The organism is Micromonospora sp. WMMD723 (assembly GCF_049863385.1).
GTDB classification, from domain to species: domain Bacteria; phylum Actinomycetota; class Actinomycetes; order Mycobacteriales; family Micromonosporaceae; genus Micromonospora; species Micromonospora wenchangensis.
Window position 1 is genome coordinate 478,723 of sequence record NZ_JBMKNR010000001.1, and the last position, 16,620, is coordinate 495,342.

Annotated in this window: 17 protein-coding genes; 5 read left to right on the forward strand and 12 right to left on the reverse strand. The window is 73.7% G+C overall.

Annotation, left to right across the window (positions count from 1 at the left end):
- The first annotated feature begins 52 nt into the window (after window positions 1–52).
- Window positions 53–271, forward strand: coding sequence for a DUF397 domain-containing protein (locus ACN261_RS02165; RefSeq protein ID WP_067312494.1), 219 nt, complete (start codon window positions 53–55; stop codon window positions 269–271).
- 122 nt (window positions 272–393) lie between these two features.
- Here the strand turns inward: ACN261_RS02165 and ACN261_RS02170 are convergent, their stop codons facing one another.
- Window positions 394–786 carry a hypothetical protein gene (locus ACN261_RS02170; RefSeq protein ID WP_425848132.1) on the reverse strand — a complete coding sequence of 131 codons (393 nt, stop codon included), beginning with the start codon at window positions 784–786 and terminating at the stop codon, window positions 394–396.
- A gap of 202 nt (window positions 787–988) precedes the next feature.
- Here ACN261_RS02170 and ACN261_RS02175 point away from each other — a divergent pair, with 202 nt between their 5' ends.
- Together ACN261_RS02175 and ACN261_RS02180 are read left to right on the forward strand one after the other, a co-directional pair.
- Entirely contained in the window at window positions 989–2,263 is a 1,275-nt protein-coding gene (locus tag ACN261_RS02175) for a cytochrome P450 (RefSeq protein WP_425848135.1), read from the forward strand.
- Window positions 2,260–3,363 (forward strand): glycosyltransferase, encoded by a 1,104-nt coding sequence (locus ACN261_RS02180; RefSeq protein ID WP_421483734.1) that lies wholly within the window; start codon window positions 2,260–2,262, stop codon window positions 3,361–3,363. The genes ACN261_RS02175 and ACN261_RS02180 overlap by 4 nt, the downstream gene beginning before the upstream one ends.
- A gap of 68 nt (window positions 3,364–3,431) precedes the next feature.
- On the opposite strand, the gene ACN261_RS02185 is transcribed toward ACN261_RS02180, so the two are convergent.
- Genes ACN261_RS02185 through ACN261_RS02195 form a run of 3 tightly spaced genes read right to left on the reverse strand, consistent with a single transcriptional unit; the run spans window position 3,432 to window position 5,375 of the window.
- Window positions 3,432–4,082 carry a DUF3618 domain-containing protein gene (locus ACN261_RS02185; RefSeq protein ID WP_421483735.1) on the reverse strand — a complete coding sequence of 217 codons (651 nt, stop codon included), beginning with the start codon at window positions 4,080–4,082 and terminating at the stop codon, window positions 3,432–3,434.
- The gene (locus ACN261_RS02190; RefSeq protein WP_421483736.1) at window positions 4,079–4,543 is read right to left on the reverse strand and encodes a phage holin family protein; all 465 of its coding nucleotides are present in this window, start codon (window positions 4,541–4,543) and stop codon (window positions 4,079–4,081) included. The genes ACN261_RS02185 and ACN261_RS02190 overlap by 4 nt, the downstream gene beginning before the upstream one ends.
- Before the next feature lie 31 nt (window positions 4,544–4,574).
- Window positions 4,575–5,375: a hypothetical protein gene (locus ACN261_RS02195; protein ID WP_425848139.1), complete on the reverse strand. Its 801-nt coding sequence runs from the start codon at window positions 5,373–5,375 to the stop codon at window positions 4,575–4,577.
- A 197-nt stretch (window positions 5,376–5,572) separates the two neighbouring features.
- Here ACN261_RS02195 and ACN261_RS02200 point away from each other — a divergent pair, with 197 nt between their 5' ends.
- Together ACN261_RS02200 and ACN261_RS02205 are read left to right on the forward strand one after the other, a co-directional pair.
- Complete coding sequence (locus ACN261_RS02200; RefSeq protein ID WP_421483738.1) at window positions 5,573–6,055, forward strand: DUF4383 domain-containing protein; 483 nt, start codon at window positions 5,573–5,575, stop codon at window positions 6,053–6,055.
- Window positions 6,056–6,156: 101 nt separating this feature from the next.
- On the forward strand, window positions 6,157–6,816 hold the full coding sequence (locus tag ACN261_RS02205; protein ID WP_425848142.1) for a DUF6766 family protein: 660 nt from the start codon (window positions 6,157–6,159) through the stop codon (window positions 6,814–6,816).
- A 44-nt stretch (window positions 6,817–6,860) separates the two neighbouring features.
- Here the strand turns inward: ACN261_RS02205 and ACN261_RS02210 are convergent, their stop codons facing one another.
- The 8 genes from ACN261_RS02210 to ACN261_RS02245 all read right to left on the reverse strand — a co-directional run bounded on the left by ACN261_RS02210 (window position 6,861) and on the right by ACN261_RS02245 (window position 16,617).
- Entirely contained in the window at window positions 6,861–7,310 is a 450-nt protein-coding gene (locus tag ACN261_RS02210) for a GNAT family N-acetyltransferase (protein WP_425848145.1), read from the reverse strand.
- Window positions 7,311–7,380: 70 nt separating this feature from the next.
- The gene (gene obgE / locus ACN261_RS02215; RefSeq protein ID WP_421483741.1) at window positions 7,381–8,844 is read right to left on the reverse strand and encodes a GTPase ObgE; all 1,464 of its coding nucleotides are present in this window, start codon (window positions 8,842–8,844) and stop codon (window positions 7,381–7,383) included.
- A 157-nt stretch (window positions 8,845–9,001) separates the two neighbouring features.
- Window positions 9,002–9,253: a 50S ribosomal protein L27 gene (gene rpmA / locus ACN261_RS02220; RefSeq protein WP_421483742.1), complete on the reverse strand. Its 252-nt coding sequence runs from the start codon at window positions 9,251–9,253 to the stop codon at window positions 9,002–9,004.
- Between the two features lie 11 nt (window positions 9,254–9,264).
- Window positions 9,265–9,579 carry a 50S ribosomal protein L21 gene (gene rplU / locus ACN261_RS02225; RefSeq protein WP_067312477.1) on the reverse strand — a complete coding sequence of 105 codons (315 nt, stop codon included), beginning with the start codon at window positions 9,577–9,579 and terminating at the stop codon, window positions 9,265–9,267.
- Between the two features lie 181 nt (window positions 9,580–9,760).
- On the reverse strand, window positions 9,761–10,255 hold the full coding sequence (locus tag ACN261_RS02230; RefSeq protein WP_421483743.1) for a hypothetical protein: 495 nt from the start codon (window positions 10,253–10,255) through the stop codon (window positions 9,761–9,763).
- 143 nt (window positions 10,256–10,398) lie between these two features.
- Window positions 10,399–13,557 (reverse strand): Rne/Rng family ribonuclease, encoded by a 3,159-nt coding sequence (locus ACN261_RS02235; protein WP_425848149.1) that lies wholly within the window; start codon window positions 13,555–13,557, stop codon window positions 10,399–10,401.
- A gap of 131 nt (window positions 13,558–13,688) precedes the next feature.
- Window positions 13,689–14,408, reverse strand: coding sequence for a TIGR03936 family radical SAM-associated protein (locus ACN261_RS02240; RefSeq protein ID WP_421486900.1), 720 nt, complete (start codon window positions 14,406–14,408; stop codon window positions 13,689–13,691).
- 178 nt (window positions 14,409–14,586) lie between these two features.
- On the reverse strand, window positions 14,587–16,617 hold the full coding sequence (locus tag ACN261_RS02245) for a TIGR03960 family B12-binding radical SAM protein (protein ID WP_425848151.1): 2,031 nt from the start codon (window positions 16,615–16,617) through the stop codon (window positions 14,587–14,589).
- Window positions 16,618–16,620 lie beyond the last annotated feature (3 nt).

The window sequence follows — 16,620 nt, forward strand, 5'->3', positions numbered from 1 at the left end:
CGACGGGGAGCCGGCCGGGCTCCCCGGTACGCGCGGCAATGGAGGATCAACAATGGGTCAGCACCCCAAGGGCGACTTCGACCTGTCCCGGGCGGTCTGGCAGCGAGCCGAGGGCGACACCTCCGACAGCGCGGTCGAGGTGGCCTTCGTGGACGACCTGATCGGGATGCGCAACTCGGCCGAGCCGGACGGCCCGGTGCTGGTGTTCACTCAGGCCGAGTGGGACGCGTTCGTCGCCGGTGCCCAGGACGGCGAGTTCGACCTGGACTGACCGCCGGGCGGCGGCCCCCGGGCGGTACGCGGCGAACCGCTCCGCGCCCGGGGGCACCGGCCCGTCCGGCGATTGCCGCCCCGCGCCGACGCGGGCCGGCGCGGCGGTGCCCGGACGACGGCTCACCCGTCCCCCTCGCCCCAGCCCAGCCCGCCCGGCCCCGGGGCGTGGTGGAACCCGGGGTGGCCGGCGACGTCGGCGCAGCGGTCGCCGTCCGGGCCGACGGCGGAACAGAACAGCCGCTCCGCGTCCCGCCAGGCGTCGGCCGGGGACAGCGCGACCGAGGCCAGCACCAACTCCGGGCGTAACAGGCTCAGCGCCTCCGCGTACGCCACCGCCAGCTCCCGGGCGTGCTCCGGCCCGTCGGCGGTGAACCCGAGGTGCACGGTGAACCGCCGGGACGGCCGGCGCGGCCGGGCGAGCAGCGGCCGCCACGGCGGGGGGTGCCCGCCGGCCCGGCCGAGCACGTCGACCACCTGTCGCTCACGCCAGTACGGCGGCATGTTCTCCCGCATCCGGTCCTCCCCGTCGTCGACGCCCCACGTCCGCCCGTGGTGGCCGGTGTCGACTCAACCAGGTTCACGGCGGCCCGGGAGGGGCCAGCGGGCACCCGGTCACCGTCCGGCGACGCGGCGGGATTCAGGGCCCCGAACCCGGGTAGACCACCCGCGGCCGACCAGCCGGGTCCGCCCACCGTCACCGCGTCAGGAGAGCCCGATGGCCACCACACCGGCCGACCGCAGCCCGGAGAGCACGCTGGCGTTCTTTCGCGAGGGCTACCGGTTCATCAGCAACAGGTGTGAGCGCTACGACACGGACATCTTCACCGCCCGGTTCCTCCTGGAGCCGACGATCTTCCTGCGGGGGCGGGCCGCGGCGGAACTGTTCTACGACCCGCAGCGGTTCCGGCGCGCCGGTGCGGCACCCAAGCGGGGTCAGCGGACGCTGACCGGGCAGGGCGGGGTGCAGGGGCTGGACGGTCCGGCCCACGCCGACCGCAAGGCCATGTTCATGTCGATCATGACGCCCTCGGCGGTCGGGCGGATCGGCCGGCTCTTCGCCGACGAGTGGCGGATCCGGCTGGCGGCCTGGGGTGGCGGCGGTCCCGTGGTGCTCCGCGACGAGGTGGGCCCGATGCTGTTGCGGGCGGTCTGCGCCTGGGCGGGCATACCGCTGCCGGAGAGCGAGGTCGGCCGGCGCAACGCCCAGATGCAGGCCATGATCGACGGACCGGCCGCGCTCGGCCCCCGGCACTGGCGCGGGTTGCGTGGTCGGCTGCGGGCCGAACGCTGGATCGCCGACCTGGTGGAACGGGTACGGGTCGGCACCCTGGCCGCGCCCGAGGGCAGCGCGCTCGCGGTGATCGCCGAGCACCGCGACGCCGAGGGGCGGCTGCTCCCCCGCCGGGTCGCCGCCGTGGAACTGATCAACGTGCTGCGTCCCACCGTCGCCGTCGACCGGTACGTCCTGTTCGCCGCCCTGGCCCTGCACGACCATCCGGACTGGCGGGACCGGGTGCGCGCCGGCGACGAGCCGACCGAGTGGTTCGTCCAGGAGGTCCGCCGCTACTACCCGTTCTTCCCGGTCGCCTTCGCCCGGGTGCGGCACCCCTTCGAGTGGCAGGGGCACCACTTCCCGGCCGACCGCCGGGTGCTGCTCGACCTGTACGGCACCAACCACCACCCCGGGATCTGGTCCGAGCCGGAGCGGTTCCGCCCGGAGCGGTTCGCCGGCTGGCGGGACGACCCGTACGGTTTCGTGCCGCAGGGCGGGGGCAGCCACCTGGGCGGCCACCGCTGCGCCGGAGAGTGGATCACCATCGAGCTGATGAAGCAGGCGGTCGGCCTGCTGACCGGGGCGATGGACTACCGGCTCCCGCCGCAGGACCTCGCCCTGGACCTGTCCAAGGTGCCGACCCTGCCGCCCAGCGGCCTGGTGCTCGCCGACGTCCGCAGCAGGCCGGCCGCCCGGCATCACGGGGCTCGCGGATGAGCGCCCCCGCCGGGTCGGCGCGTCCGGCCCCGGCCGGGTCCCGCCCGGCCGCCGCGCCGGGCGGCCCGCCACGCCCGCCCCGGCTCCCCGTCGAGTACGTCCTGCCGCTGCACCGGACCGACGACGACGGCCTGGCCGAGCTGACCGGCTACCTGCGTACCCTGTGCCGGCTGGTCGACGTGACCGTGGTCGACGGCTCGCCGCCGCCGGTGTTCGCCCGGCACGCCGCCCACTGGCACGGCCTGCTGCGGCACCTGCCCCCCGATCCGGCGGTGCGCGGGCTCAACGGCAAGGTACGCGGGGTGCTGACCGGGGTGGCGGCGGCCCGGCACGAGCACGTGGTGATCGCCGACGACGACGTCCGGTACGCCGAGGCGGAGCTGCGGGTGGTGCACCGGCTGCTGGACACCGTCGACCTGGTCCGCCCGCAGAACTACTTCGACCCGCTGCCCTGGCACGCCTGGTGGGACACCGGCCGGACCCTGCTCAACCGGGCGTTCGGCGTCGACTGGCCGGGCACCCTGGCGGTGCGGCGCAGCACCTTCCGGGCGATGGGCGGCTACGACCCGGACGTGCTCTTCGAGAACCTGGAACTGGTCCGCACGGTGCGCGCGTACGGCGGCACCGAGGCCAGCCCCGCCTGGCTCTACGTGCGCCGGCTGCCGCCGACCGCGGCGCACTTCCGGGGCCAGCGGGTCCGCCAGGCGTACGACGAGCTGGCCCGACCGGCGCGGTTGCTGGTGACGCTGGCGGTGCTGCCTGCGGTGGTGGCCGCGTCGGTGGCCCGCCGACCGGGGCTGCTGGCCGGCGGGGTGGCCGGTGCGGTGGCGCTGGCGGAGATCGGCCGGCGGCGGGCCGGCGGAACGGCGGTGTTCCCCCCGGCCACCGCCCTGGCCGCGCCGTTCTGGCTGCTCGAACGCGGGCTCTGCGGCTGGCTCGCGGTGGCCCGTCGGGTCGGCCGTGGCGGGGTGCGCTACGCCGGTCGGCGGGTGCGCCGCCCGGCCCACTCGGTGCGGACGCTACGGCGCCGGATGGCCCCGGTGGAGCCGGGCGAGCTGACCCGGTGGGTCCGGGCCGACCCGGCCGCCCGGGGCCGCTGACCGCACGCGGCCCGCGGCCCTCCACCGGCGGATGCCGGGGGTGGCCGCGGGCCGGTGCCGGTGCTGCTTCAGTGGCGTACCTGTTCGCGGGACTGCTGCGCGGAGTCCTTCACCTCCTGGGCGGCCGACCGGGTGTCGTCCCGGACGGCGTGCACGGCCTCCTCGGCGGTGCCGCGCAGCGACTCGGTGGCCTGCCGGGCCGGCTCGCGCAGCTCTTCGGTGAGTTCGCCGGCCACCGCGCCCAGCTTCTCCTTGACGGCTCCGGCGTGCTCGCCGGCCTTCTCCCTGACCTGCGCGGCCAGTTCCTGCTCGCGTCGGCTGGCCGGGATCAGCGAGGAGACCAGCATGCCGACCCCGAAGGCGATCAGGCCGGCGGCGATCGGGTTGCCCTCGGACTTGCGCCGGATCACCTGCGGGGCCCGGTGGGCGGCGTCGCCGACGGTCGAGGCCGCCGCGTGGGCGCCGTCGCCGACGGCGGAGGCCGCCGCGGAGGCGCGGTCGCCGACCGAGTGCGCGGCGTGGCTGGTGCCGTGGCCGAGGTCGGAAGCGGTACCCATAACCTTGTCCCTCACATTCTGGAGCGCGTTGCGCGCCCGCTGCTTGCGGTCGTCGACGATGCGGCCGGGGCTGACCTTGTACGCCAGCGCGTCCACGTCGGTGCTGAGGCTGTTGCGGGTGGCCTCGATCTCCCGGCGGATCTGGTCGGGATCGGTGCTCATCGGGTGACTCCCTCCGGGTGCGGCTTCAGCGCGTCGGGGATGCGCTGCACGCTGTCGTTGGTCTGCCTGAGGCCCCGCACGTGCGCGGCGTTCTTCTTGGCCATCGAGTAGAGGACGGCGGCGATGCCCGCCCAGACGACGGCGACGATCAGGCCCGCCCACCCGGCGTCCAGCACGTTGGACAGCCCGGCCCAGAGCGCGATGGAGAGGAAGAGGGCGACCATGTAGCCGCCGAAGCCGGCTCCGCCGTACAACCCGGCGGCCTTGCCGGCCTTCCTGCCCTCCTGGCGGATCTCGGCCTTGGCCAGCTCCACCTCCTGGCGCATCAGGGTGGACAGGTCGGCGGTGACCGACCGCATCAGGTCACCCAGCGAGCTGTTCCTGACCTCGTCCGCGGAGTGCGGCGCACCCGCGGGGTGGTATCCGGAGCCCAGTCCGGACCCCTGCGTCGGCACGGTCATGCCGTCGCCTCCCTTCGGCTGGTCGCGCGGCTCACGGACGGGTCACGCCGCTGGCCGGCACGCCGGGCAGCGGGTCGGTCTGGGTCACCGGCGGCAGGGGCTGGCCGATGCCGCCGGCCGGGTCGGCGTAGCCGGTGCCGGTGCCGTCGTCGGGGTAACCGGCGCGGCCGGTCGCGCCGTCGGGTCGGGCCGTACCCTGGGCCGGGTATCCCGGGTCGGGCTCGGCGTAGGTGCCGGGGGTCGGGTCGAGGTAGCCGGTCGGCGGAGCCTGGGTCGGAATGACGGCGGTCTGCTCCGGGTCGTAGCCGCCCGTCGCGCCGTGTCCGCCGGGGCCACCGTCGGCGGTGAGGCCCTTGGCGAGCCGGCCGGCGAGCACACCGAGCACCGCCGCGCCGATCAGGAACGTACCGGGGTTGCGGCGGGCGTACGTCTTGACCTCGTTGAGCAGGTCACCCGGCTCGCGCTCCTCCAGCCAGCCGGCCACCCCGTGGACCCGGTCGGCGGCCTGGTGGGCGAGTTCGGTGACGGGGCCGCCCTGCCCGCCGTTCTGCGCCATCGAGCGCATCTCCTCGGCCAGTGACCGCAGTCCACCGGCCGCCTTACGCTGCTGCTCGCCGCCCTGGGCGGTGAGCTGGTCACGGGCCTCGCCGTAGAGGTTGCGCACCTGGCGGCGGGCCTCGCCGACCACCTCGTGCCCCTGTTCCCGGGCGGTCTGGGCGACCGCCCCGCCGGCGTGGGCGGCGTCCGTGCCGACCTGGCGGGCCTGCTCCCGGACGCCGGTGCCGTTGCTCTGCTGTCCGTATGACGTGGTGGACGAAAGATCGTGCGTCATGATGGTCCTTCCGCTCGGATACTCGTCGCGGTGGTTGCGGGGGATGTGCCGATCTCGTCGGCCGGTGCTTTTCGACCTACCCCCGCTTTGCGGGTCCATGCACAATTCGCGTTTTCCCCGCTGAAAGTCGCCGGTCGGCCCAGAATGTGAGGATCGTCCGACTGTGCCGCGCAGTTGGCTCCCTGGAGGTGACAGCGATGGCCCACGCCGTACGACGACCCGCCCCGGCCGCCCCGAAGCCCCGGGTCCAGACGGTCGCCGCCGCCGTCGCGGCCGTCTTCCTGCTGCTCGGCGTCCTCGGCTTCGTCCCCGGCGTCACCACCGGCTACGACGAGCTGGCCTTCGCCGGTCACCACTCCGGGGCGAAGCTGCTCGGGGTGTTCCAGGTGTCGGTCCTGCACAACCTGCTGCACCTGGTCTTCGGGCTGGTCGGCCTGGTGCTGGCCCGCCGGCTCGGTGGCGCCCGGCTCTACCTCACCGTCGGCGGGGCGGTCTACCTGGCGCTCTGGCTGTACGGCTTCGCCGTCTCCCGGGACGCCCCGGCCAACATCGTCCCGGTCAACGGCGCGGACAGCTGGCTGCACCTGGGGCTCGGCCTCGGCATGCTCGCCGTCGGCCTGCTGCTGTCCAACGACGCCGGCACCGGCGGCCGGCTGGACGTCCCCCTCGACCGGGGCTGACCTCCCGTCACCCGGGCGGGTGGTTCCCGACCCCGGCGTGCCACGGCGGCGTTTGCCCGCCACGCACCCGGGGCACGGGATCGACGGACGAGGAGGTCACCATGGCGCGCTGGCTACGGAACAACGCCCTGAGCCTGGCCATGCTGGGCGCGTTCGCCGTCTTCCTGGTGTTGCAGAGCGTCACCGGCTGGCAGACCCACAACGAGGAGCTGACCGGATACGGCGCACCCACGCTGAGCTGGTGGGCCTACCTCGGCAGCGGACACTTCGCCGAGTCCGTCTTCGAGAACTGGGAGTCGGAGTTCCTCCAGATGGGCGGCTACGTCCTGCTCACCGCGTACCTGGTGCAGAAGGGGTCGGCCGAGTCGAAGACCGACGACACCACCGACCGGGCCGCCGACGACGAACGGGAGGCCGGGCCGGACGCGCCGTGGCCGGTGCGGGCCGGCGGGTTCCCGCTCGCCGTGTACCGGCACAGCCTCCCGCTGGTCCTGCTGCTGATCTTCGCGGGGTCCTTCGTCGGGCACCTGTTCGGCGGGGTGGCCGCCTACAACGAGGAGCAGGCGCTCCAGAGCGGCACGGCCCCGATCAGCGCCTGGCAGTTCCTGCACACCAGCGACTTCTGGTTCCAGTCGATGCAGAACTGGCAGAGCGAGTTCCTCGCCGTCGGGGCGCTGGTCCTGCTGAGCATCGTGCTGCGCCAGGCGTCGTCGCCGGAGTCGAAGCCGGTGACCGCCGCGCACGCCCAGACCGGCGCGTGACCGCCCCGCCGGCCCGGGTCAGACAGGTGCCCGGCCGGCTCGGGTCAGGCCGCCACCGGCAGCCGCTTGGCGAAACACACGCTGTACGGGTTGTGGACGTACTCGCCGTAGACCGGGATCGGCTGGTAGCCGCAGGAGGTGTAGAGGCCGATCGCGGCCGGCAGGTAACTGCCCGTCTCCAGGCAGAGCACCGAGTGGCCCTGCTGGAACGCCAGCTCCTCCAGCGCGCTGAGCAACTGCCTGGCGATCCCCCGCCCCCGGTAGGCCGGCCGCACGTACATCCGCTTCAACTCGCCGGTCCCGTCGTCGAGGGACTGCAGGCCACCGCAGGCGACCACCCGGCCGCCGCCGACCACCACCAGGTAGCGGACGTCGTCGTGCACCACGGTGACCTGCCCGTCCAGCCCGCCGTCGGCCTCGCGCAGCTCCCGCTGCTGGGCGGCGACCAGCGCGTCGACCTCCGGGTCGGTGGCGGGACGGGACTCGATCAGCATCAGCCCACGGTAGGACGGGTCCGTTTCACGAAGGTTTCCAGGAAACGACCCGGACCCGACCGGTACCGGGCTATTCCTCGTCGTCCTCGTCGTCGTCCGCCGGTTCCGGGGCCGGGTCCAACTCGTCCTCCGGACGCTGCCGACGCGCCTTGCGGGCGGCCAACCGCTCGGCCGCCGCGGGACGCGTCGACTTCTCCTCCAGCCGGACGTCGGTGCCCCGGTTGCCGGGGATGAAGTCGACGCCCGCGTACAGGGTGGGCTGCCAGTCGAACTCCCGCTCACCGATGCGGACCAGGTCCCCGGGGTTGGCGCCGGCCTTGGCCAGCTTCTCCTCCACGCCCAGCCGGGCCAGCCGGTCGGCGAGGAAACCCACCGCCTCGTCGTTGTCGAAGTTCGTCTGCCGGACCCAGCGTTCGGGTCGTACGCCCCGCACGGTGAACGAGCCGTCGGCCTGCGCCTCGATGGTGAACCCGGCGTCGTCGACGGCCTTCGGCCGGATCACGATCCGGGTCGGCTCGGCCGGCGGGGCGGCGCGGCGGGCCTGGTCCACCAGCTCCGCCATCGCGTACGTCAGCTCCTTGAGCCCCTCCCGGGTCGCCGCGGAGACGTCGAACACCCGGAATCCGCGCGCCTGCAGGTCGGGGCGGACGATGTCGGCGAGGTCCTGCCCGTCCGGCACGTCGACCTTGTTGAGCGCCACCAGTCGGGGCCGGTCGGCCAGCCCGCCGTACTCGGCCAGCTCCGCCTCAATGGTGTCGATGTCGGCCAGCGGGTCCCGCCCCGGTTCCAGGGTCGCCGTGTCGACCACGTGCACGAGCACCGCGCACCGCTCGACGTGGCGCAGGAACTCCAGGCCCAGCCCCTTGCCGGTGGCCGCCCCGGGGATCAGCCCCGGCACGTCGGCGACGGTGAACGTGTGGTTGTCCACCCGGACCACGCCCAGGTTGGGCACCAGGGTGGTGAACGGGTAGTCGGCGATCTTCGGCTTGGCGGCGGAGATCACCGAGATCAGCGACGACTTGCCCGCCGACGGGAAGCCCACCAGACCGACGTCGGCGACGCTCTTGAGTTCCAGCACCACGTCGAGCCGGTCGCCGGGCTCGCCCAGCTCGGCGAAGCCGGGGGCCTTGCGTCGGGCGTTGGCCAGCGAGGCGTTGCCCCGGCCGCCGCGCCCGCCCCGGGCCGCCTCGAAGGTGGTGCCCGCGCCGACCAGGTCGGCCAGCACCGTGCCGTCGAGGGTCTGCACGACGGTGCCGTTGGGCACCTTGATCAGCAGGTCGTGGCCGTTGGCGCCGTCCCGGTTCGAGCCCGCGCCGCCCTTGCCGTTCTCGGCCTTGAGGTGCGGACGGAAGTGGAAGTCGAGCAGGGTGGTGACCTGCGGGTCGACCACCAGCGACACGCTGCCGCCGTGCCCGCCGTTACCCCCGTCCGGGCCGCCGAAGGGCTTGAACTTCTCCCGGTGGATGGAGACACAGCCGTGCCCGCCGTCGCCGGCCTGCATGTGCAGGACGACCCGGTCAACGAACGTCGTCACGACGCCAATCCTTCCAGCGGGGTCGGCCCCCGCACCTGAAAAGCACCCCCCGGGCCCCGCCGCGACGGCGGCGGGCACCCGGCGGTGGGAGCATCCCCCACCTGAAACGGCGAAGCGGGCCGGGACCCCCAGGTCCGCGGCCCGCTTCGCCTGCGTGTTACTGCGGCACGATGCTGACGGTCTTGCGACCCCGCTTGGTGCCGAACAGGACCGAGCCGGCGGCCAGCGCGAAGAGCGTGTCGTCGCCACCGCGGCCGACCAGGTCACCGGGGTGGAACTTGGTGCCACGCTGACGGATGATGATCTCACCCGCGCTGACGACCTGACCACCGAAGCGCTTAACGCCGAGTCGCTGGGCCGCGGAGTCACGACCGTTACGCGAGCTGGACGCACCCTTTTTGTGAGCCATTGTCCGACGACCTACTTCCCGCTGGAGATGCCGGTCACCTTGACCTGGGTCAGCGGCTGGCGGTGACCCTGGCGCTTGTGGTAGCCGGTCTTGTTCTTGAACTTGTGGATCCGGATCTTCGGGCCCTTGGTGTGCGCGGCGATCTCGCCGGACACCGCGACCTTGGCAAGCTTCGCCGCGTCGGTCACCAGGTCGTCACCGTCGACGAGGAGCACCGCGGTGAGCTTCACCGCGTCACCGGGGGCACCGGTGAGCTTCTCGACCTCGATCACGTCGCCCTCGGCGACCTTGTACTGCTTGCCGCCGGTCTTGACGATCGCGTACATCGGAGGCGGACTCCCTGTCGTTGAGGCTGCTGGCGGTCGTTCCCATGGCAACTCGCCGGGTAGCTGTGACACCGGCAGCGCGGGCACGCGGGAACTCGGCACACCAAAGTGCGCCGCAGGAAAGAGTACGCCATCACCCGCCCGCCACCCAAACCGACCCCCCGCCCGGCCGGGCCCGCGGTCAGCGGGCGCAGAGCTGGTCCAGCCGCTGCTGGAGCCGGTCCAGCTCGGTCTCGTCGATCGAGTCGACGTCGGTGCCGAGCCGGCCGATCTCGGTGGCCAGGTCGGTGAGCAGGGTCTTCAACTGCGGGTCGGTGGCCCGGCCGGACTGCTGCCGCAGCGCCGTCCGCCAGGTGGTCAGCGCCGTCTCCGCCCGCTTGCGGGCGGTGTCCGCCGCCGCGCTGTCGTTCGCGCCGACCGCCGCGATCATCTTGCCCAGTTCCTCGACGTAGGTGCGCACCGCCGTGGTCGACGCCGCCTCGGCGTCGGCGCAGACCTGCGGCCCGTTGCCGCCGGCCGGGGAGCCGCTCACCGCCGCCGACGGGACCACGGAGGCGGGGGTGGCGGCACCGGACGGCCGACCGGAGGCCGTCGGCGCGTCGGCCCGGTCACCGGAACAGCCGACACCGGCCAGCAGGACGGCGGTCACCACGAGGGCGGCGGGCAGGCGGCGCATGGTCTTCTCCTAGCCGGGGGTGACCGATGGTATCGCCGTACCCACGGCACGGCAGGACCCCTCCCACCGGCGGTACGCCGGGGAAGGGGTCCGCTGCCGTCGGGTACGGCTCAGCCGGTCACGGCCGGGTACGGCTCAACGGGTCACGGCCGGGTACGGCGGCGGGCACCGCCCCGGCGGGAGCGCCGCCGGCCCGTGCCGGCCTCCCCGTCGTCGTCGCCGTCGGAGTCGGAGTCGCCGAGCGCGTCCGGATCGTCCGCCCCGGCGAGCCGGGCCGACTCGCCGGTCTGGGCGTCGGCCGCGGCCGGGGCGGCCGGGGTCTGCGACTCGTATCGGGACAGGTCGTAGCCCATGGTGTCGTGGTAGCCGTTGTCGGCCGCCGGGGCGGCGACCTCGACCTCGGGGGTCTCGGTGGTCTCCACCACGGCCCGCTCCACCGTCGCCGCCTTGCGGGCGCGCCGCCGCGCGGAGGGGGTGGTCGCGGTGGCCGTCGGCTCGGCCGCCGGGGTCGTCACCGCCGAGGCGACGGCCTTGACCCGTTCGCCCGCGCCGCCACCGGTACGCGGCTTCTCCGGCACCGGCTCGGTGTGGATCACCAGGCCGCGGCCCTTGCAGCACTCGCAGGGCTCGCTGAACGCCTCCAGCAGACCGGCCCCGATCCGCTTGCGGGTCATCTGCACCAGGCCGAGCGAGGTGATCTCGGTCACCTGGTGCTTGGTGCGGTCCCGGCCCAGGCACTCGGTGAGCCGGCGCAGCACCAGTTCCCGGTTGGACTCCAGCACCATGTCGATGAAGTCGATCACCACGATGCCGCCGATGTCACGCAGCCGCAGCTGGCGGACGATCTCCTCGGCCGCCTCCAGGTTGTTGCGGGTGACCGTCTCCTCCAGGTTGCCCCCGGAGCCGGTGTACTTGCCGGTGTTGACGTCGATGACGGTCATCGCCTCGGTGCGGTCGATCACCAGCGAACCGCCGGAGGGCAGGAAGACCTTCCGGTCCAGCCCCTTGATGATCTGCTCGTCGATGCGGTACTCGGCGAACACGTCGGCGGTGCCGACGTACCGGCGCACCCGGTCGACCAGGTCCGGCGAGACGTGCGACAGGTACGACTCGACCATGCCGTACGACTGCTCGCCCTCGATGACCAGCTCGCGGAAGTCCTCGTTGAACAGGTCCCGGACCACCCGGATCACCAGGTCGGGCTCCTCGTAGAGCAGCACCGGGGCACCACCGGCGGTCGCCTTGGCCTGGATGTCCTCCCACTGGGCCTGCAACCGCTTGACGTCCCGGGCCAGCTCGTCCTCGCTGGCGCCCTCGGCGGCGGTCCGCACGATCACGCCCGCGCCGTCGGGGACCAGCTTCTTGAGCACGTCCCGCAGCCGCTTGCGCTCGGTGTCGGGCAGCTTGCGGCTGATCCCGGAGGCGTTGCCGTTGGGCACGTAGACCAGGTGCCGGCCGGAGAGCGCGACGTGGCTGGTCAGCCGGGCGCCCTTGTGCCCGATCGGGTCCTTGGTGACCTGGACCAGCACCGAGTCGCCGGAGCGCAGCGCCTGCTCGATCGAGCGGGAGCGCCCCTCCAGGCCGGTGCTGTCCCAGTTGACCTCACCGGCGTACAGGACGGCGTTGCGTCCCCGCCCGACGTCGACGAAGGCCGCCTCCATGCTGGGCAGGACGTTCTGCACCTTGCCCAGGTAGACGTTGCCGGCCATGGTGCCCGACGAGTTACGGGTGACGTAGTGCTCGACCAGGACGCCGTCCTCCAGGACCGCGATCTGGGTACGGTCGCCCCGCTGGCGCACCGCCATCACCCGGTCGACCGCCTCCCGGCGGGCCAGGAACTCCGACTCGCTCAGGATCGGCGGGCGGGTCCGGCGCTGCTCGCGGCCGTCCCGGCGGCGCTGGCGCTTGGCCTCCAGCCGGGTCGAACCGGAGACGCCCTGCACCTCGTCGACGGCCTTGCGGGGCTCCCGGATCTTGACCACCGTGGGCACGCCGTCGTCGGCGCCACCCTCGACGTCACCGGCACCCCGACGGCGACGGCGACGCCGACGACGGGTCAGGCCGTCCCCGTCACCCTCGTCCTCGGTGTCGTCGCCCTCCCCCTCGGCCTCGGCCTGGGCCGGTTCCTCGGTCTCGTCCTCGTCGGTGTCGTCCGCACCGCCCTTGCCCCGGCCCCGGCCCCGGCGGCCCCGGCGGCGACGGCGACGCGCGGCGGCCGACTCGTCGTCGTCCTCGTCCTCGTCGTCGACGCCCTCCTCGGTCTCGCCGGTGGGCTCCTCCGCGACGACCTCGACCGGCTCGACGGCCTCGACCGGCTCGACCTCACGGCGGCCACGGCGACGTCGCCGCCCGGTCTCGACCGGTTCCTCGACGGGCTCCTCGGCGACCGGGCCGGGCTCGACCACCCGGAAGACCGGCGGCTCCTCCGGCTGCGGGGCCATGAACAGGACGGTCGGCGCGGCGATCGCGGCCCGTCGCCGGCGGGTACGCGGCTGCGGCTCGGCCGGCTCCACCGGCTCGTCGGCGGCCGGCACGGCGACGCCCGGTGACACCTCCCCGGTCTGCCCACCGGCGACCGGCGACGTCGACCCGGGGGCCGGTCGGTCGGCCGCGGGCTCCTGGGCCACGGGCTCCGCGACCACGGCCTGCTCGGCCACCGGTTCCTCGGCCACCGGCTCCTCGGCCTGGTCGGCGACGGTCGGCTCGGTCGGGGCAGCCGCCTCCACGGCGGGCTCCTCCTCGGGGGCATCGCCCTGGGCTGCGGAAACCTCACCCACCGACGGCTGGCCGGTCACCGCCTCGGCGGCCGGCGGGGACGCCGGGGCCTCGACGGGCGGCTCGGTCGCCGCCGGGGCGACGGCCTTCTTCCGCCGGGTCCGGGTCACCTTCACCGGCGGCACCAGTTCCGCGCTGCCCTCCTCGACCCCGTCGACGACCACCGGCTCCTCGGTGGCCTTGGCCGGGGTGGCCTTGCGACGGCGGCGGGTGGCCTTCGGCGCGGAGTCCAGCTCACCGGCGACCGGAACGATCACCTCGGCCTGCTGCGACTCGTCGGTGGCCGACGGGGCGCTGCCGGACGCCTCGGCGGGCGCTCCCCCGGTCAGTTCCGGCTGGCTCAGCGGCGCGACCCGCCGTCGGGTGGCCCGCCGCCGGGTCGGTGCCGCCGTGCCGTCCGTGGACGCGGCAGCGCCCTCCGGTGGCGTGGCGGCGACTCCCGCGCCGGTGCCGCTGGTGCTGTCGGCGGTGTCGCCGGCCGGCTGGGAACCGGTCCGTTCGCCGCCCTCGGGCTCGTTCTCGAGCATGGACGTTCTCCAGTTCTGGCGGCCCCGGGCGCGGGTGAGCGCTGCCACGCAGGATCGCCGCAAAAGTGTTTCCGCCGGGCGCGCGACGTGCGCGACCGCCGAAGTCTGCCTGCCAGAACGCCGACCGACGGTCAGCGTTCTCCGATGGCTGCCCCGTCGCGGTCCGCGTCCAACGGATCCACGATCGCGCCCTGCGCGGTCAACACGCCCTGCGCCAGCCGGATCACCCTCGGGGAGACCGGCGGCTCCAGGGCGGCCACCACGCGGAGGCCGGAAAGGACGTCATCGGGTCGCACGGACGGGGTGACCTGCCGTACGACCAGTTCGAGTATCGCACACGACGGCTCCGCTGCCCCGGAAGGCGTCTGCACCGGCGGCAACACATCGATACGGGTCACCGCGCCCCGCGCGTCGAACGTCCGCCGGCCCTGCTTGGTCATCCGCTCGACCTGCACCTCGTCGGCGGCCACGAAGGCGGCAACCGCCCGTTGCGCCACCGCGTGCTCGACCCCGGGCAGCTCGATGCGCCAGTACGACGCCTCGATCCGCTCCGCCAGGCTGCCCCCGGTCGCGACCACCACGTCCAGCACGTCGAGGCCGGGCGAGAGCGCCGCGTCGAGGGCCACCCGTAGCTGCTCCGGGTCCACCACCGCCTGGAGGCCGACCTCCAGGTACTCCGCCTCGCTGGCCACCCCGGTGGGGGCGGCGCTGGCGTAGGAGATCTTCGGGTGCGGGGTGAAGCCCTGGGAGAAGGCCACCGGCACGGCGGCCCGGCGCAGGGCGCGCTCGAAGGCGCGGGCGAAGTCCCGGTGGGAGGTGAACCGCAACGGCCCGCGCTTGGCGTACCGGATGCGGACACGCTGGACGACAGGCGCCTGCCCGCCCTCCGGCTGTGGTTTCCTGCTGATCGTCGTACTCCTCGGTCTGGTCACCGGTCCCCGTGGCGCGGGCTGCCGGTGACGATAGCCGCACACCCGCCGGAACGGGACGGGTGGCCCGCCGTGGCGCGCCACCCCGTCCCGTCGCCTGTCACTGCTGGGCGCCGCTGGGCACCTTCAACGCGGTCACCGGGGTGAGCGGTAGGAGCTTGCGGCCGGTGGGCCCGATCTGGATCTCGGTGTCCATCGACGGGCAGACACCGCAGTCGAAGCACGGGGTCCACCGGCAGTCGTCCTGCTCGTACTCGCCCAGCGAATCCTGCCAGTCCTGCCAGAGCCAGTCCTTGTCCAGGCCCGAGTCGAGATGGTCCCAGGGGAGCACCTCCAGCTCGTCGCGCTCGCGGGTGGTGTACCAGTCCAGGTCGACGCCGAAGCCCGGCAGCACCGCCGCGGCGGCGTCCATCCAGCGCTGGTACGAGAAGTGCTCGCTCCAACCGTCGAACCGGCCACCGTTGCGCCACACCTCGTGGATCACCGCGCCGACCCGGCGGTCCCCCCGGCTGAGCAGCCCCTCGATCAGCGACGGCTCCCCGTCGTGGTAGCGGAAGCCGATCGCCCGGCCCAGCGAACGGTCGCTGTTGATGGCCTGCTTGAGCAGCTTGAGCCGGCCGTCGATGACCTCGGGCCGCTCCATCGACGCCCACTGGAACGGGGTGTGCGGCTTCGGCACGAACCCGCCGATCGAGACGGTGCAGCGGATGTCCTTGGAGCCGGTGGCCGCCCGCCCCGCCCGGATCACCTCGTGCGCCATGTCGGCGATCTCCAGGACGTCGGCGTCGGTCTCGGTGGGCAGGCCGCACATGAAGTACAGCTTCACCTGCCGCCAGCCGTTGGTGTACGCGGTGACCACCGTACGGATCAGGTCGTCCTTCGACACCATCTTGTTGATGACCTTGCGGATCCGCTCCGACCCGCCCTCGGGGGCGAAGGTCAGCCCGGTGCGCCGGCCGTTGCGGGACAGCTCCTGCGCCAGGTCGATGTTGAACGCGTCCACCCGGGTCGACGGCAGCGACAGCGACACGTTGGTGCCGGCGTACTGCTCGGCGAGGCCGGAGCACATGTCACCGATCTCGGAGTGGTCGGCCGACGACAGCGACAGCAGCCCCACCTCGTGGAAGCCGGAGAACTCCAGCCCCTGCTGCACCATCTGCCCCACGGTGGTGATCGACCGCTCCCGCACCGGACGGGTGATCATGCCGGCCTGGCAGAACCGGCAGCCCCGGGTGCAGCCCCGGAAGATCTCCACCGCGTACCGCTCGTGCACCGTCTCGGCCAGCGGCACCAGCGGCTTCTTCGGGTACGGCCAGGCGTCCAGGTCCATCGTCGTGCGCTTGTGCACCCGGAACGGCACGTCCGGGCGGTTCGGCACCACCCGCTGGATCCGGCCGTCGGGCAGGTAGTCCACGTCGTAGAAGCGCGGCACGTAGACGCTCTCGGTGCGGGCCAGCCGCAGCAGCAGCTCGTCCCGGCCACCCGGGGAACCCTCCGCCTTCCACTCCCGGACGATCGTGGTGATCTCCAGGACCGCCTCCTCACCGTCGCCGAGCACGGCGGCGTCGATGAAGTCGGCGATCGGCTCCGGGTTGAACGCGGCGTGCCCGCCGGCCACGATCACCGGGTCGGCGTCGGTGCGGTCGGCCGCCAGCATCGGGATGCCGGCCAGGTCGATCGCGGTGAGCAGGTTGGTGTAGCCCAGCTCGGTGGAGAACGAGACCCCGAACACGTCGAACCGGCGCACCGAGCGGTGCGCGTCGACGGTGAACTGCGGCACGTCATGCTCGCGCATCAGCCGTTCCAGGTCCGGCCAGACCGCGTACGTCCGCTCGGCCAGCACGTCGGGCAGCTCGTTGAGCACCTCGTAGAGGATCTGCACGCCCTGGTTGGGCAGCCCCACCTCGTACGCGTCGGGGTACATCAGCGCCCACCGTACGGTCGCCGCGTCCCAGTCCTTGACCACCGCGCCCAGCTCGCCACCGACGTACTGGATGGGCTTGGTCACCTGGGGCAGCAGCGCCTCCAGCCGGGGCCACACCGACAACGTGGCGTCGTGGTGCGGCGACGCGACCGCCGCGTCGTCGGTCGGGGCCGCGGCGGGGCGCGGGGTCGTGGACGGAGCACTCATGGA

Bases quoted from the DNA above. Each gene is read 5' to 3' on its own strand.
- ACN261_RS02180 (WP_421483734.1), top strand. From the start codon at position 2,260: ATGAGCGCCCCCGCCGGGTCGGCGCGTCCGGCCCCGGCCGGGTCCCGC.
- ACN261_RS02245 (WP_425848151.1), bottom strand. From the start codon at position 16,617: ATGAGTGCTCCGTCCACGACCCCGCGCCCCGCCGCGGCCCCGACCGAC.
- ACN261_RS02170 (WP_425848132.1), bottom strand. From the start codon at position 786: ATGCGGGAGAACATGCCGCCGTACTGGCGTGAGCGACAGGTGGTCGAC.
- ACN261_RS02175 (WP_425848135.1), top strand. From the start codon at position 989: ATGGCCACCACACCGGCCGACCGCAGCCCGGAGAGCACGCTGGCGTTC.
- ACN261_RS02235 (WP_425848149.1), bottom strand. From the start codon at position 13,557: ATGCTCGAGAACGAGCCCGAGGGCGGCGAACGGACCGGTTCCCAGCCG.
- ACN261_RS02185 (WP_421483735.1), bottom strand. From the start codon at position 4,082: ATGAGCACCGATCCCGACCAGATCCGCCGGGAGATCGAGGCCACCCGC.
- ACN261_RS02165 (WP_067312494.1), top strand. From the start codon at position 53: ATGGGTCAGCACCCCAAGGGCGACTTCGACCTGTCCCGGGCGGTCTGG.
- ACN261_RS02195 (WP_425848139.1), bottom strand. From the start codon at position 5,375: ATGACGCACGATCTTTCGTCCACCACGTCATACGGACAGCAGAGCAAC.
- ACN261_RS02210 (WP_425848145.1), bottom strand. From the start codon at position 7,310: ATGCTGATCGAGTCCCGTCCCGCCACCGACCCGGAGGTCGACGCGCTG.
- ACN261_RS02200 (WP_421483738.1), top strand. From the start codon at position 5,573: ATGGCCCACGCCGTACGACGACCCGCCCCGGCCGCCCCGAAGCCCCGG.
- rplU (WP_067312477.1), bottom strand. From the start codon at position 9,579: ATGTACGCGATCGTCAAGACCGGCGGCAAGCAGTACAAGGTCGCCGAG.
- ACN261_RS02230 (WP_421483743.1), bottom strand. From the start codon at position 10,255: ATGCGCCGCCTGCCCGCCGCCCTCGTGGTGACCGCCGTCCTGCTGGCC.
- ACN261_RS02190 (WP_421483736.1), bottom strand. From the start codon at position 4,543: ATGACCGTGCCGACGCAGGGGTCCGGACTGGGCTCCGGATACCACCCC.
- ACN261_RS02205 (WP_425848142.1), top strand. From the start codon at position 6,157: ATGGCGCGCTGGCTACGGAACAACGCCCTGAGCCTGGCCATGCTGGGC.
- rpmA (WP_421483742.1), bottom strand. From the start codon at position 9,253: ATGGCTCACAAAAAGGGTGCGTCCAGCTCGCGTAACGGTCGTGACTCC.